Genomic DNA, 14,294 nt, shown 5'->3' on the forward strand with positions numbered 1-14,294 from the left:
CTTTTAGTGAAGGTCACACAATTTTCGCTGAAGCGTTCACCTGAACGAGTCGGCCACAGAATTTCTTGACGACCATAGAACATTGGAACCACCTGATCCCATCCCGAACTCAGAAGTGAAACGATGTATCGCCGATGGTAGTGTGGGGTTTCCCCATGTGAGAGTAGGTCATCGTCAAGATTCAATCCCAAAACCCCTGTCTGCTGACGCAGACAGGGGTTTTGTTTTTGCGCCTGGAAAATGCTCAGATCCCCAACCGCCTTCGCGGGCGAGCCCGCTCCCACAAGGGTCGAGGCGCCGCCGATTTCTGTGGGAGCGGGCTCGCCCGCGAAGGCGTCATTACCGACACCACCGCAGCGCCTGACTCACCGCCATCGCGGGCAAGCGCGCTCCTACAGCGATCGTGCCGCCCACCCCGCCGGCAAGCCGTGCCGCTACGCAGGCAGTTATTATTCGCCCACAAAAAAGCCAGCCACCGTCTCCGATGGCTGGCTTGATCCAGGGCTACACCTCTCAGCCAAACAGCTTCTGCACGTTACTCATTGCGTCATCGGCAAACCCCTGCAGGAATGCCTCGAACTCGTCTGCGCTCATCGTATTGCCCACAGCAGGCTCAGCGATGATGGTCCAGGTGGCAATGCTGCCAGCATCCCCTGCAGGCACCACCGTCATCGAGGCCCAGAGGTTGCCGACGCCCAGGTTGTTGTGGATGGTGGTCCAGGTCATCGACAGGGCGCTGTCGTCACGCGAGTTCAATTGCTCGACCACCTCCAGCCCGCCTTCCTTGAATTTCTTGTGACGGACCGAGCCCACCCCATTGCCGATCACTTCAATGCTGGCCAGCGCCGGGATGAAACGGGTAAAGCCACCGAAATCGCCGACCACCTTCCACACGTCCTTGGCCGGCGCCGCGACCTTGACCGATGACACCACCGGCGTACCCGCAGGGTTGCTCACCAGGGTGTCGGGTTTGAGCGGCTGGATCTGGTTGATTGCGTTCATGTCGTTCTCCATTACGTAGTTGGGTATTGCGTTGGGTAAAGTCAGATGAAGTCGATTTCCCGGAGGTAGTCGCAGCCCTTGCGCAGCAACGCAGGGGTTTTCTGCGGGTAGCGCTCGCCCATGCGCTCAACGCCGGCCAGGGCGTTCTGGTAGGCGATCATCGAGATGTCGCCGATGTCTTCCTCGAAGCCGTCCAGGTAGAAGCCGAGCACGCCGAACAACGCGTTCTGGCTGTCGACCCGGTTGAGCTGGGTCTGCCAGTGCGCCACGCTGACCATCTCGAACTCGCGCCCCGCTTCACGGAACGCATCGACGTAACCGCTCCAGCTGAGAGGCTCTGGGTTATGCAGGTTGAAAACCGCGCGGGCAGGGTGATAGCGGCTGCTGTGAAAGCCGATGAAGCGCGCCAGGAAGTCCACCGGCATCAGGTCGAAGGTCATTGAGAAGTCCGGCACCTGGCCCAGCTGCATCGAGCCCTTGAGCATCAGCATCAGTCGGTTCTTGTGCGGCTGGCAGACGCCTGTGACGCTGTTGAACGCGATGTTGCCGGGCCGATAGATGTTCACCCACGCCCCAAGCTCCCGTGCCTGCTGCAGGATGCGCTCGGCGACCCACTTGGACAGGTTGTAGCCGTTCTTGATGTAGATCGGCGGCGTCTCGGCTGCAGGGGCTTCAAGCACGCTGCCATCGGCGGCCACCGCACTCGAGGCCGACAGCGTCGAGACAAAGTTGAAGACCTTCTTGCTGCGCCCCTCGCACAGGCGCAGGCATTCGAAGATCGGCGCCACGTTGTCCCTGGCGAGCGTCTCGTAGTCCTGCACGTGATTGACGTTGGCTGCGTTATGCACCAGCGCACCGAACTCGCGATCCAGGCGCTCGTACACCTCATCGGCAAGCCCCAGCTGAGGCCGTGTCACGTCAGCGGCGTACACGCGCACCCGGCTGAGGTCCAGGTGTTCCAGGCGGTTCTCGCGCAGCGCATCGATGAAGCGGTCGCGGGCCGTCATTCCGCCGCCTTCACGCACCAGACACGCCACTTCGGTTGCGCCCCACGCCAGCAACGCCTGGACGATATGCACGCCGAGAAATCCGTTGGCGCCGGTGACAATCACCTTGTGCACATCACCCAGCTTGCCCACTGGCAGGATCGGCAAATCGAGCGGCCTGGTGGCGTCCTTGATCGCCTGTGGGCTGACGGTCCAGCTGGATGCCCCGTCGCTTTCAATCAGCGACGCCAGGTTGATCAGCGTCGGCGCTTCGATGAAGCGGTTGATGGGAATGCTGCGTCCGAACTGCTCGCGAATCCCCAGCAGCATCTGCGACAGCAGGATCGAGTGGCCACCCAGATTGAAGAAGCTTTCGTCGGTGGAGATATCCCCCGGCGGCAGCTCCAACAGTTCGGCCCACAAGGCCAGCAGCTGCCGCTCGTTGTCGGTGGCGGGTTCACGACGCGGTGCCTGCTCGATCATGTTCACTGGCAATTGCAGCAGTGCCTTGCGATCGATCTTGCCGTTCTGGGCGAAGGGCATCTTCGCCAGTTCCGTATAGGCGGCAGGGCGCATGTAGTCCGGCAGTAGCCGTTCGACGTGGGCCTTGAGCAGATGCCGCGCCGCATCCGGCTCGACCCCGCGAGGTTGTGCCAGAAACGCCAGGATGCGCCGATGCTCGTCGACCACCACCGCCACCTGCCGGTACAACTGGCTGTCGCGCAGGCAGTGTTCGATCTCTTCGGGTTCAACGCGAAAGCCGCGGATCTTCACCTGATTGTCTCGCCGTCCCGACAGCTCGACACCCTCGTCGGTCCACTTGCCGATATCACCGGTGCGGTAGGCACGCAGGGTTTCGCCGTCACCCAGGGCAATGTGCACATAGCGCTCATCGGTCAATGTCGGGTTATGGATATACCCCAGGCACACCCCAGGCCCTGCGATGTACAGCTCGCCCGGTGTCTGTTCGGCTACCGGCTGCATCTGCTCGTCGAGAATCAACAGCTGGCTGTTGGCAATCGGACGGCCCAGGTTGCGATTGCTACTGCCGGGCTTGAATTGCCCGGCGGTGATCAGCACCGTGGCCTCGGTCGGGCCGTACAGGTTGTGGAACCGGCATTGCGCGGCCAGGCGCTCGATGACGTAGGGCTCGCAGACGTCGCCACCGGTCATCAAATGCCCGAGACGCAGCGGCTGCTCCATCGGCAGAATGCTGAGCAAGGCGGGCGGCAGGAAGGCGTGAGTCAGGTTGTCGTCGAGCAGATCGCGCAGCTGTAACGGGTCACGACGCTGATCTTCGCTGGCGACCACCAGCTCGGCACCGCTGAGCAGGGTCGGGAAGATGTCGATCACCGAAGAGTCGAAACTCAGGGTCGAGAACTGCAACACCCGGCTGTGCTCCGACAGCCCCACATATTCGGCGTACCAGGCCGTGAAGTGGCTCAGGTTGCGCTGGCTGAGCATCACGCCCTTGGGATGCCCGGTGGTGCCTGAGGTGTACAGCGCCATGCACGGCGCGAGGCTGTCGGGGCGCTGAGTCATCAGCGGTTCAGGGCCGGGCGTGGCCTTGATGGCGCTGATGTCCAGCCCCGGCACACAGCCCCCCGCCAGTGGATGCTGACCGTCGTGCAGCAACAACACCGCTGCACTGTTTTCCAGGATGTACTGCTGACGTGGCAGTGGCTGGCTGGGGTCAAGAGGCAGGTACACCGCTCCCAGACCCAGGATGGCGAGAATCCCTGCGAACAAAGCCGTCGATTTGGGCAGGCAAATGCCGATCACGACCGGTTCATTTGACGCCCCCAGCAGCGGCCTGATCTGCGCCTTAATCGCCACGCTGTGCGCGCGCAATGCGTCGTAGCTGATGCGCTGCCCGTCGATGTTCAGCGCACACCGTTCGCCGAAGGCGCTGAAGCTGGCGTCGAGTCGGGCCGTCAGCGGCACCTGGGCGATGCTCAGCAGATGGGGCTGCGCGGTATGATTGAAGCGGTGTTCGAAGGCCAGGCGGTCCAGTTGCTGCAACCCTTCCTGCCATTCGCTCTGCGGCGGCAGAGCCGATTCGGCCCGGGTGAAATGCTCGCCGTCACGAGAGAACCGGCTGACCATCAGCGCGACGCTGTCGATCAGCGCGGCCACCGCAGCGTCACGCAGCATGCGCCCATTGCCCGAAGGCTGGGCCGGCATCGTTTCGCGCAGTATCAACCGCTGCGCCGTCGCGCTGCCATACCAGCACAGCAATTCCAGCCGTGGCAGGCCCTGCGCCAGATCGGGCGTCAGGCCGACCCGCAAACCCAGATGCACGCGGCTGCTGAAGGCCTGCAGGCGGGTGCTGTTGAGGTCCAGCGTGCCGTCTTCGATCAGCATCGAAGGGCTTTGCAACGCGCTGTCATCAAGTGCCTGCGCGTCGGCAAGGTGGTGTATCAAATGGCCGTGGCTGTCGAGCTCGGCGCTGAGTTCGCTCAAGGCCCTGCTATGGCCGATGAGCACGATCTCCAGGCGTTTCATAGCGCGCCTCCTGCTGGCAGATAGTCAGCCAGCGCCTGTTGCACACAGGAGGACTCGAGCATCGAGCTGGTCTTGAAAAAGCGCACGATGTTGCCCACCAGCGGGTGATGGCGGTTGATCGGGAAGCACATCGCCTGGGTTTCATCACGAAGCGCCTGCCTGACGGGCTCGGAGACCGCGAGATGATCGATCAGCACGAAGTCGAAGGACTTCTGAATGTCATTGGTCAAATATTGAGCAATGAACACCGGCATGATCTGCGCTATGGTGGCGCGGTCTGCTTCAGGCGCGGCGTGCCAGTAGATGCGCACCAGCCGCGCCCAGAAGCCCGAGTGCCGGCCTTCGTCGAGCAAATGGTCGGCCATCAGCCCCTTGATCGATTGCTTGACCGTGTCGTCCTTGGCAAACGCCGCCACATCGTTGGTAACAGTGTTCTCGGCAATGGCCACGCAGATCAGCTCGACGGCGCTGCGCAGGTGCTCGGGCGCCAGGGCCAGTGCGGCAGGGATGGCGCGGCTGAGTTCGATCTCGAGGGGCAGGTGGATGGGCTCGATGCCTGTCAGGGCAATGGTCTGCTGCATGAAGTCCATGGCCACCAGCGCGTGGTAATCCTCGTCCACCACCACCGTCATGGCGTCGTAGCGGCAAGCGAAGGGGAAGCGGATCGCGAAGTTATCCTTGGCGATGCTGCGGGCGGTCTTGTCGACGATCTCGGTCTCGAAAATCACCACATCGTTGATGAACTTGTACAGGCTCTGGATCAGCGCGAAATCACGCAGGTGCGGGCATTCGCGGGTGAAGGTTTCGCTGAGCACCAGCGGTTGGCGACTCAAGGGGTAGATGAGTTTTTCGTCGTTCTCGACGATGCGGCGCGGGCGAGTGCGGATCGTGGCACGGCCTTCCCAGGCGTCGACGAAAGACAGATAGTCTTCGGCTTTCATGGTCTTGTCCCTGTGCGGTGAGCGGAAGAGGGGGCCGCCGGTGGGCGGCTCATGCGCTGACTTGCAGTGCGGGGTTGCGCATGCTTACGCGCAGGGCATCCCACAACGCGATGCGGCTCTCCACGGCGGCGATGGCGGCGGCGTAGACCTCGTGCTCGCGCTGCGCATCGCCGTCGACCAGGCGCGCCAGCAGCGACTCGGCGGCCGGCCCGTGATCCTCGGAATCGACTTCGATGTGGCGTTGCAGGTAGTAGCGAAAGGTCGGTGCCTGGTGGGCGGTGATGCCCCAGTCGTCGAGAATGCTCTGGAACATCAGCGGGATGACGCTCTCGCGGCCATGCAGGAACGCGGCCGCCACGCTGTGGGCCGGGGCCTCCAGCGCTGTCGCGAGGGTGTCGCGAACGAAGCGGATGGCCGCCCGGTCGGCGTCGACGCTGTCCAGCGCGGTGTCGACATGCACACCCTCCTGCTGCAGCGCGATGAAGCGTTCGATATTGGCGGTGCTCGCGCCGACTTCACGCATGGCGTCCAGGTACAACTCGAAATGGCTGTAGTGGCCGTGATCGACGCGGTCGTCTGACTCCTCCCCCAACACGATTTCATTGATCAGGCGCGCAGCCTTGGGGTCCTTGGGCGGCAGCCAGGGCAAGCGGGTGCAGGTCAGCTCCTGTTGCAGGCGCTTGGTCAGTGACATGAAGTCCCAGACGGCAAACACATGGGCCTCCATGAAGCGCCGCAATACCGCCAGAGAGTCGATTTCGGAAAAGATCGGATGAGCGCTTAGTTCAGACTTCTTACGGTTCAATAGTTGTTGTTGGGTCTGCATGTTATGGCGTCCTTGATGTGGGAAAGTTCTGTGCGGTCCAGACGTCGGTGTGGCCTGCTTCATAGAGTGCTTGCGCAAGTTTCATTAAAGACAGGCGAGCGCAGGCCGCGAACAGATACTTCGTCAAATGGTCAGTTGGATGATCAGCCAAATGCCCGTGGCATAGGCTTCGCGTGGCTACAAGGCTCTGGGTGCCGTTGAAATTCCGGCGCCTGGCAGTTGGCGACGAGAAAACGTTAAATCACTTTTTAATAACTTATCAAATAGTTTTTTACTTATTTTAAAGTGTATGAAAACACGGCGCGAAGTGGGCTGATAAAACTATTGAAATAAGTTTTATTGAGATGAGCGCAACCCTTCCAACTCACTGGAGTCAGAATTGATAGCAATGAACGAATGCCTCGTTCAGCATTGCGCGTTAACTGAATAATCGAATAAGAAGGAATTTTGTGTGGGCGGCGTTGTTAGGCATCCCGATACGACCGCACCCGTTGTACTGCTCCTTTTATTGCTCCATGAAAGTGACCTGTTGCGCGCCTGACTGCAGGCGGGTCCGTTTGGCGAGTGTGCCTGAAACACAGGAATGCGCAGGCTTAACGCTGGCAGAAATCACAGGGGGTGCAATGGGCGGGATGGTCGCAGGAGGGGGTGAATCGGCAGAGGGCGCTCACCGCCGGGGCTCAGACGTCGAGCAGCCCCAGGTGAGTGTTGATGATGTGCAGCAGGCGAGTGCGCTGCGAGGTGAGGAAGTCATGGTTGCCGAGCACTTCGATCAGCTCGAATTCGCGGCGGGTGAACTCGCGCCAATTCATCATGCTGGCGGCGGTGTCGCGTGCGTCGTCGCTGCCGTAGAGCGCGGTCAACGGAATGTTCAGCCCTTCGTCCGGGCGATGGGACCACAGCTCGGAGAGTTTCAGGTCGCTGCGCATGACCGGTTCGAACAGGCGCATGAGCTTGCTGTCATGCAGCACCGACTCGGGAACGATGCCGAGCCTGGTCAGCGCCTGGATGAAGTCGTCCTTGGGCAGCGTGTGCAGGTAAGGCCGGGCTTGCTGGCTGTCGGGGCTGCGGCAGCCGGAGATGAACAGATGGCGGGTCAGGCCCGGGGAGTGGGCTTGCGCCAGGCGCGCCATCTCGTAGGCGATCCGGCCGCCGAAACTGTGGCCGTAAAAGGCGTGGGGTTCGTTCAGGTAGGGTTCGAGGGCCGGAAAGGCGTCCTCGAGCAGCGGCGCCCACTGATCGTAAGGCGTTTCCTTGAGGCGGCTGCCATGCCCGGGCAGGCGCAGTGTCACAAGCTCGATGTGATCGGCCAGGCCACGTGACCAGTCACGAAACAGCTCGGGATCGGCCCCGGCATCCGGAAAACAGATCAGGCGCGTGCGGATAGGCTGTCCGGAACTGACCACCATCAGCCATTTGCTTTTCGCGGCGTACACTCGCAATCCCCGGGCCTGCGACGGCAAGCCAGCTACTACCGTGGGGCCGGGTCCTTCGGCGCTGGCACCGCAACAGGCGATGCCGTATCAGCCCCATGCCCAATCCGGTCGATGACCGCGAGCAGAGGCGCGAATGCTGGACCGTGAACAGTCGCCGTTCACGGTCGTTGAACCCTCACTGAGCGAGGGCGCGCTTCCTTGACGCCGAGGCGGGTCTGGCGACTTCCGCTGGACGGCTTTTCAGATAGTTGTTGATGGCTTCCACACCGCGGTTCAAGTGGTGGGTGAGGGCGCTGACCGTTGATTCGGCGGCGCCGGCCTCGGCCATCTGCAGCAGTTCGTAGTGGTCGTGCTGGGAGAGCTTGCCCAGGCCCATGTGCTTGAGATTGAAGCGCAGGAAGCGCTCTTCTTCGTTCAGACCGTCTTCGACCAGCTTGAGCAGGCGCTTGTTTGGCGCACGGCTGTAGAGCGCCATGTGAAACAGGCGGTTGAGCGTGCCCATCTTGGCGTAGTCGGTTTCGATCTCCAGTTGCTCGATGTAGCCGCGGGCACGGGCGATGTCTTCGGCGGTCAGCAGCGGGATCGACTGACGCAGGGCTTCGGATTCCAGCAGGATGCGCAGGGCATAGGCGTCGGTGGCGTCTTCATTGATCAGGGGAGCGACGACCGCGCCCTTGTGGGTTTCGACCCGCAACAGCGACTGGGCTTCGAGCTGGCGCAGGGCCTCGCGCACGGGCATGCGGCTGACGCCAAACAGCGTGGCCAGCTCCTGCTGACGCAATGCCATGCCCGCCGACAGTCGGCCGTCGAGGATTGCGCTGCGCAGTTTTTCCTCGATCACGGCGCGTGCCAGATGTGCAGGAGGCTGTTCGTCCCCCAGGATTTCCCGCAGAAATTGCTCTCTCTCAGTCCTGCGCATCGATTACTTCTTCTTCATTGTTCAAATATTGGATCCAATGGAACACTAGAAGCCCCGGCTTACCTTGTCAAACTTTGTAACATCCTCGGTTCTGTCGCGGCAGACCGCATTCTACAAGGCTTTGTGGCGAGAATGTGCGCACCGTGTTCTATCCTTTGAACGATACAAGGCGTCGGAAAACGGTCGCCTGGACGTGGCATTTTTACGTTCACTCCGGCAGACATTCGAAGTCATTGAATTGCAAGCCAATGATCGCCAGATGCCATTATTGTCCTCGGTTGGAGGCTCGCTATCGAGTACCTCCGGTCGATCCCATGGATAGAGAACTTTGGCGACCCGCTGCGCTTTCGACCGGCTTGCACGCAGGTGCTGTCAGTTATTGCTGACGGGCATCGTGCTGGCTGGTTTTGCCTACGCCGATTGGGACTTTTCCCTGATTGTGCGGCGGGCCAGCGCACTGTACGGGCCATCGGTGGAGGGGCGGCACCGTGTCGATGAATGGAAAGCGATGCTGGGCGGGCACAAACCGGCCGGTGATCTGGAAATGCTGGAGCGCGTGAACCGGTTCTTCAATGGCGAACTGCGGTATGTGGAGGATATCGATCTGTGGCACATGGACGATTACTGGACCACGCCCGTCCAGGCGCTGTGGAAGGGCGCAGGCGACTGTGAAGATTTCGCCATCGCCAAGTATTTCAGCCTGCGGCAATGGGGAATGCCCGCAGACAAGCTGCTGATTACCTACGTCAAGGTGCTCAATCCGGAGCGGGCACACATGGTCCTGACGTACTACCCCGACGCAGACGGCGAGCCGCTGGTGCTCGACAGTCTGGTCGACACCATTGAACCTGCCGATGCGCGCAAGGACCTGTTGCCGGTGTACGCCTTCAACGGGGAGGGCGTGTGGTTGCCGGATGCGACGGACAGCACCATTGGCAGTAACAGCATTGCGGGGGATATCAAACAGCTGTCCCGCTGGCAGGACGTGTTGAACAAGATGAAAGCCGAAGGTTTTCCGGTCGAGGGCAATACGCCCTGACCCATCCGACAGAACAAGGATTGACCCATGACCCTGTTCAAACAGCTGTTGATCGCCATTTGCCTGTTCATGCTGGTCGCCTTCAGCGGCGGCTTCATGGTCAGCCTGGAGAGCTCGCGTAACCAGTACGTTAATCAGCTGCGCTCCCACGCCCAAGATGCGGCCACCGCGCTAGCCCTGTCGCTGACGCCTTCGGTGGACGACCCGACCATGATGGAACTGATGGTCAGTTCGATCTTCGACAGTGGCTACTACGCGCGCATTCGCGTGGTGAACCCTGCAACGGGCAAGGTCCTGGTCGAGCGCAGCGCCATGCCTGCCGCCACGGCACCGGACTGGTTCATCAAGCTGATCGCGCTGGAGCCGGCCGGGGCCAGTGCGATCATCAGCCGCGGCTGGCGCCCGGCAGCGCGGGTCGAAGTCGTCAGCCACCCGATGTTCGCCATCGGCAAGCTGTGGCAAGGCGCGCTGGGCAATCTGGGCTGGCTGGTGCTGTGCGGGGCGATCAGTTTCCTGTTGGGCGCCTGGCTGTTGCGGCGCCAGCTCAGGCCGCTGGACTACATGGTCGAGCAGTCCCAGGCGATTGGCCGACGGGAATTTCTCAGCTTGCAGGAGCTTCCCGCCACCCCCGAGCTGAGGCGGGTGGTACAGGCCATGAACCAGATGGTCGACAAGCTCAAGGCGCTGTTTCATGAGCATGCCGAGCGCACCGAAAAACTGCGGATCGAATCCTACGAAGACAGCCTGACCGGCCTTGCCAACCGGCGTTACTTCGACATGCGCCTGGATCAGCACGTCAGCCAGGTCGAGGACGCCCGCTCGGGGTATCTGCTGTTGATGAGGGTCAACGACCTGACCGGCCTGAACGAGCGGCTGGGGGGAAAGAAAGCCGACGCATTGCTGGTGGCCGTCAGCGATGTGCTGGTGCGCCAGTGCTTCAACCATGCCGAGGCGCGGCACCTGATCAGCCGGATTCGCGGCGGCGAGTTCGCGGTGCTGGCGCCGGGGCTGGTCAAGGAAGAAGCGCTGCAACTGGCCCGCGAGCTGGAAACAGCGCTGAAAAGCCTGCGCGGCACCGGCGCTTCGGACGTCAGCCCGGCGGCCTATATCGGCCTTGCGCCCTACACCCCCGGTGATTCGGCGCAAACCCTCATGGGCCTGGCCGACCAGGCGATTTCCCAGGCCGAAACCCAGACCGGGCAGATCTGGCACTGCATCGAGCATGGCGCGGTGAACAGCCTTGAGGACGATCATCACGCCTGGTACGAATTGCTCGACCAGGCCCTGACCGAGCGCCGCTTTCAGTTGTTTTTCCAGCCGGTCATGGATGCCCGTGATGAAAGCCGGGTGCTGCATTTCAAGGTGCTGTCACGGGTGATCGATGAGGAATCACAAACCCTGCCCGCTGGCCGTTTCCTGCCCTGGATCGAGCGCTTCGGCTGGTCGGCGCGGCATGATTTGCTGATGCTGGAAACCGTCTTCGAGCAACTGCCCCGGCACGACCAGATGCTGGCGCTGAACCTGTCGGCGGCGACCCTCTCCGATCCCGGTGCGCTGAACGAGGTGATGGAGGTGTTGAAGCGCAACGGACATCTGGCCCACCGGCTGATTCTGGAAATCGGCGAAGAGCAGGTGCCGGATCAACAGGAGCTCGAAGACCTGACCCGACGCCTCAAGGACCTGGGTTACTCACTGGCCCTGCAGCATTTTGGCGGGCGCTTCAGCATGATCGGCAACCTGTCGAGCCTGGGCCTGGCGTACCTGAAGATCGAAGGCAGCTACATCCGCGCCATCGACCAGCAGCGGCACAAGCGGCTGTTCATCGAAGCCATCCAGCGCGCGGCGCACAGCATTGATTTGCCGCTTATTGCCGAGCGGGTGGAGACGCAAGGGGAGTTTGTGGTGTTGCGGGAGATGGGGATTGCGGGGGTTCAAGGGCAACTCTTCGGCGACCCCGCGCCGTGGGAGTAAACCTTGTAGGAGCGCGCTTGCCCGCGATGGCGGTGTGTCAGCCAAATGAAATGGCACAGACAGATAGCAATCGCGGGCAAGCGCGCTCCTACAGCGCGTTTATTTAGAGATAGCGCCCTGTCACAAAATGCTGCACATCATTGAAACCCGGCGTCGAGGCGTGGCCCGGGGTCACCAGGGAATCGATGAACGCCTCGTCTTCGGCGGTGATCTTCACGCTCAGCGCCTTGGTGTAGCTGTCCCACTGCTCTTCGGTGCGCGGGCCGACGATGGCCGAGGTCACGGCCTGGTTGTTGAGCACCCAGGCGATGGCGAATTCCACCAGGCCGACGCCCTTGTCCTTGGTGTACTGCTGCAGTTTCTGCGCAATGTGCAGCGACTCGGTTCGCCATTCGGTTTCCAGAATCCGCTTGTCCTGCCGCCCTGCGCGGGTGCTGCTGTCGGGGGTGACATCGGGTGCGTACTTGCCGCTGAGCACGCCCCGGGCCAGCGGGCTGTAGGGCACCACACCCAGCCCGTAGAACTTCGCCGCAGTGATCTGCTCAAGCTCCGCCTGGCGGTTGACGATGTTGTACAGCGGCTGGCTGATGACCGGCTTGTCCACACCTAGGCGCTGGGCGACGTTGACCACTTCAGCGATGCGCCAGCCACGGAAGTTCGACACGCCCCAGTAGCGGATCTTGCCTTCGCGAATCAGATCGCCAATGGCCGAAACCGTCACCTCCAGCGGCGTGCTGTGGTCTTCCTTGTGCAGGTAATGGATGTCGATGTAATCGGTGTCCAGACGACGCAGGCTGGACTCGATCTCGTTGAAGATGTGCTTGCGGTTCAGGCCGCTGGTATTGGGCGCGGTGTTGCCCGAGCTGCTGCCGACCTTGGTGGCCAGCACCCACTCGCTGCGGCGCGAGGCGATGGCTTCGCCGACGATTTCTTCCGAACGGCCGGCGTTGTAGACGTTGGCGGTGTCGATGAAATTCACACCTTCATCCCAGGCCTTGTCGATGATGCGCAGGGATTCTTCGGTGCTGGTCTGCACCCCGAACATCATGGAGCCCAGGGTCAGCGTGGAAACCTTCAGGCCGGACTGGCCCAGCGTACGGTAGATCATTGCTCGATATCCTTTTCGTCAGGGAAGTGGAAATCAGGACAGCTCTAGACCGGACATACTCGCCTGTTCGAGACGGATTTGAAAAGTGACAAATTCAAACAGGTTTCACCGGACCTGTAGGAGTGAGCTTGCTCGCGATTGCGGTGTGTCAGGCAAATGAAATGGCACAGACAGACTGCTATCGCGAGCAAGCTCACTCCTACAAGGTTTCGGCGGGGATCAGATGGGGAGGTCAGGATGCGTGAGCTTTGCACGCCGCCCCGCGAGAAAGCACAGCGTCCCTCCCACCGCCGTGAGCCCCGCCAACACATAAAACATCGTTGGTGCTGGCGAATTGATCAATAAATAACCGCAGATCACCGGGCTCATGGCGCCGCCGAATGCCGCGAGGTTCTGCGCGCCCAGGTAGCTGCCGCGCAGATGCTCGGGGGCGATGGTGTCGACGAACAGGTACTCGGCCGGATAGATGATCATCTCGCCCAGGGTGAACACGAACATCGCCGCGCACCAGGCCAGGGTGGTCTGGGCGAAACTGAAGCCGAACAGGCCGAGGGCGAACAGCGCAGTGCCCAGGCAGATCCAGTACGGCAACTGCTCGCGCTTGAGAAAACGGCCGATCTGGTACTGCATCAGAATCACCGTGATCGCGTTGCACGCCAGCACGGCGGAGAGGATTTTCAGTGCCTGTTCCGAGGTGTGGGTGACCAACAGGAACTGCGAGAGGTACAGCGTGTAACGCCCATGCACGATGGTGCTGAGCAGGCTGCCGCCGGTGAATAGAATCAGCGTGCGGTCGTTCTTCAACGTGGCGAGGGTGTCGAGAAAGCTGCGCGGCTGGTTCTCGTTGTCCGCCACGGTCGGCGGAATGCCGATCATCAGGAACACGCTGCCGAAAGCGATGGCCGCAGCGATGAAAAAGGGCGCCAAGGGCAGTTGTCCGGCAATCAGTACGCCGAGCATGGGACCAGTGGCGTAGCCGATGTTGGTCAGGGTGTAGCGCAGGGAAAACACCTTGGCGCGCTGGCCGATGGGCAGGTTCTCACTGATGATGGCTTTGGAGCCGATGAGAAAGAGTGCCGACGCGGTTTCGGTGATGACCAGGGTCAGGGTGGTCAGGTAGACGTTGCTGGCAAAGGTCAGCAGGGTGAAGCCGATGGAGCTGGAGAGCATCGCCAGAATCAGCAGCTTGCGCTTCTCCAGGCGGTCGATGATGTAGCCGCCGTACAGCCCCAGCAGCGTCGCGAGAAACACCGCGATGCCCATCAACAGCCCGACGTCCTGCTGGTTCAGGCCCAGCTTTGTGCTCAGGAACAGCGTGAGCAAGGGACTGGTCATCGCCCGGCTCATGACGATGGTCAGCGAACAGACCATCAGGCGACGGATGACGAGGGAGTAGGTGGCCACTGTTGTTCTTATGTCCTTGTTTGAACATGACGCCGATCCTGTAGGAGTGAGCTTGCTCGCGATTGCGATCTATCTGTGCAATGTTTGGCGCCTGATCCACCGCCATCGCGAGCAAGCTCACTCCTACAGTTGTCCGCGTACCACTGTAGGAACCGGG

Annotated in this window: 10 protein-coding genes and 1 rRNA gene; 3 read left to right on the top strand and 8 right to left on the bottom strand. The window is 61.4% G+C overall.

Annotated elements, in window-relative coordinates; all coding sequences use genetic code 11:
* Nucleotides 1–64 precede the first annotated feature (64 nt).
* A 5S ribosomal RNA gene (gene rrf / locus NPS29_RS18215) occupies nt 65–180 on the top strand.
* Between the two features lie 333 nt (nt 181–513).
* Here rrf and NPS29_RS18220 read toward each other — a convergent pair.
* The 6 genes from NPS29_RS18220 to NPS29_RS18245 all read right to left on the bottom strand — a co-directional run bounded on the left by NPS29_RS18220 (nt 514) and on the right by NPS29_RS18245 (nt 8,615).
* Nucleotides 514–1,002 (bottom strand): SRPBCC family protein, encoded by a 489-nt coding sequence (locus tag NPS29_RS18220; protein WP_425312531.1) that lies wholly within the window; start codon nt 1,000–1,002, stop codon nt 514–516.
* A 41-nt stretch (nt 1,003–1,043) separates the two neighbouring features.
* Nucleotides 1,044–4,493: a non-ribosomal peptide synthetase gene (locus NPS29_RS18225; protein ID WP_274134137.1), complete on the bottom strand. Its 3,450-nt coding sequence runs from the start codon at nt 4,491–4,493 to the stop codon at nt 1,044–1,046.
* Nucleotides 4,490–5,434, bottom strand: a complete 945-nt coding sequence (locus NPS29_RS18230; RefSeq protein WP_274134138.1) for a diiron oxygenase — start codon at nt 5,432–5,434, stop codon at nt 4,490–4,492. The genes NPS29_RS18225 and NPS29_RS18230 overlap by 4 nt, the downstream gene beginning before the upstream one ends.
* A gap of 49 nt (nt 5,435–5,483) precedes the next feature.
* Entirely contained in the window at nt 5,484–6,260 is a 777-nt protein-coding gene (locus NPS29_RS18235; RefSeq protein WP_274134139.1) for a DUF3050 domain-containing protein, read from the bottom strand.
* Between the two features lie 680 nt (nt 6,261–6,940).
* Nucleotides 6,941–7,696, bottom strand: a complete 756-nt coding sequence (locus NPS29_RS18240; protein ID WP_274134140.1) for a thioesterase II family protein — start codon at nt 7,694–7,696, stop codon at nt 6,941–6,943.
* Nucleotides 7,697–7,871: 175 nt separating this feature from the next.
* Nucleotides 7,872–8,615, bottom strand: a complete 744-nt coding sequence (locus tag NPS29_RS18245) for a GntR family transcriptional regulator (protein WP_274134141.1) — start codon at nt 8,613–8,615, stop codon at nt 7,872–7,874.
* 328 nt (nt 8,616–8,943) lie between these two features.
* Between NPS29_RS18245 and lapG the strand changes: the two genes are divergently transcribed.
* Together lapG and lapD are read left to right on the top strand one after the other, a co-directional pair.
* Nucleotides 8,944–9,654 carry a cysteine protease LapG gene (gene lapG, locus NPS29_RS18250; RefSeq protein ID WP_337993899.1) on the top strand — a complete coding sequence of 237 codons (711 nt, stop codon included), beginning with the start codon at nt 8,944–8,946 and terminating at the stop codon, nt 9,652–9,654.
* Nucleotides 9,655–9,681: 27 nt separating this feature from the next.
* Nucleotides 9,682–11,625 (top strand): cyclic di-GMP receptor LapD, encoded by a 1,944-nt coding sequence (gene lapD / locus NPS29_RS18255; RefSeq protein WP_274134143.1) that lies wholly within the window; start codon nt 9,682–9,684, stop codon nt 11,623–11,625.
* Nucleotides 11,626–11,728: 103 nt separating this feature from the next.
* Here lapD and NPS29_RS18260 read toward each other — a convergent pair whose 3' ends face one another.
* Both NPS29_RS18260 and NPS29_RS18265 read right to left on the bottom strand, forming a co-directional pair.
* Nucleotides 11,729–12,733, bottom strand: coding sequence for an aldo/keto reductase (locus NPS29_RS18260; protein ID WP_274134144.1), 1,005 nt, complete (start codon nt 12,731–12,733; stop codon nt 11,729–11,731).
* Between the two features lie 219 nt (nt 12,734–12,952).
* Complete coding sequence (locus tag NPS29_RS18265; protein ID WP_274134145.1) at nt 12,953–14,137, bottom strand: MFS transporter; 1,185 nt, start codon at nt 14,135–14,137, stop codon at nt 12,953–12,955.
* Nucleotides 14,138–14,294: the final 157 nt, after the last annotated feature.

This window comes from Pseudomonas putida, from assembly GCF_028682175.1.
Taxonomy (GTDB): Bacteria; Pseudomonadota; Gammaproteobacteria; order Pseudomonadales; family Pseudomonadaceae; genus Aquipseudomonas; species Aquipseudomonas putida_AD.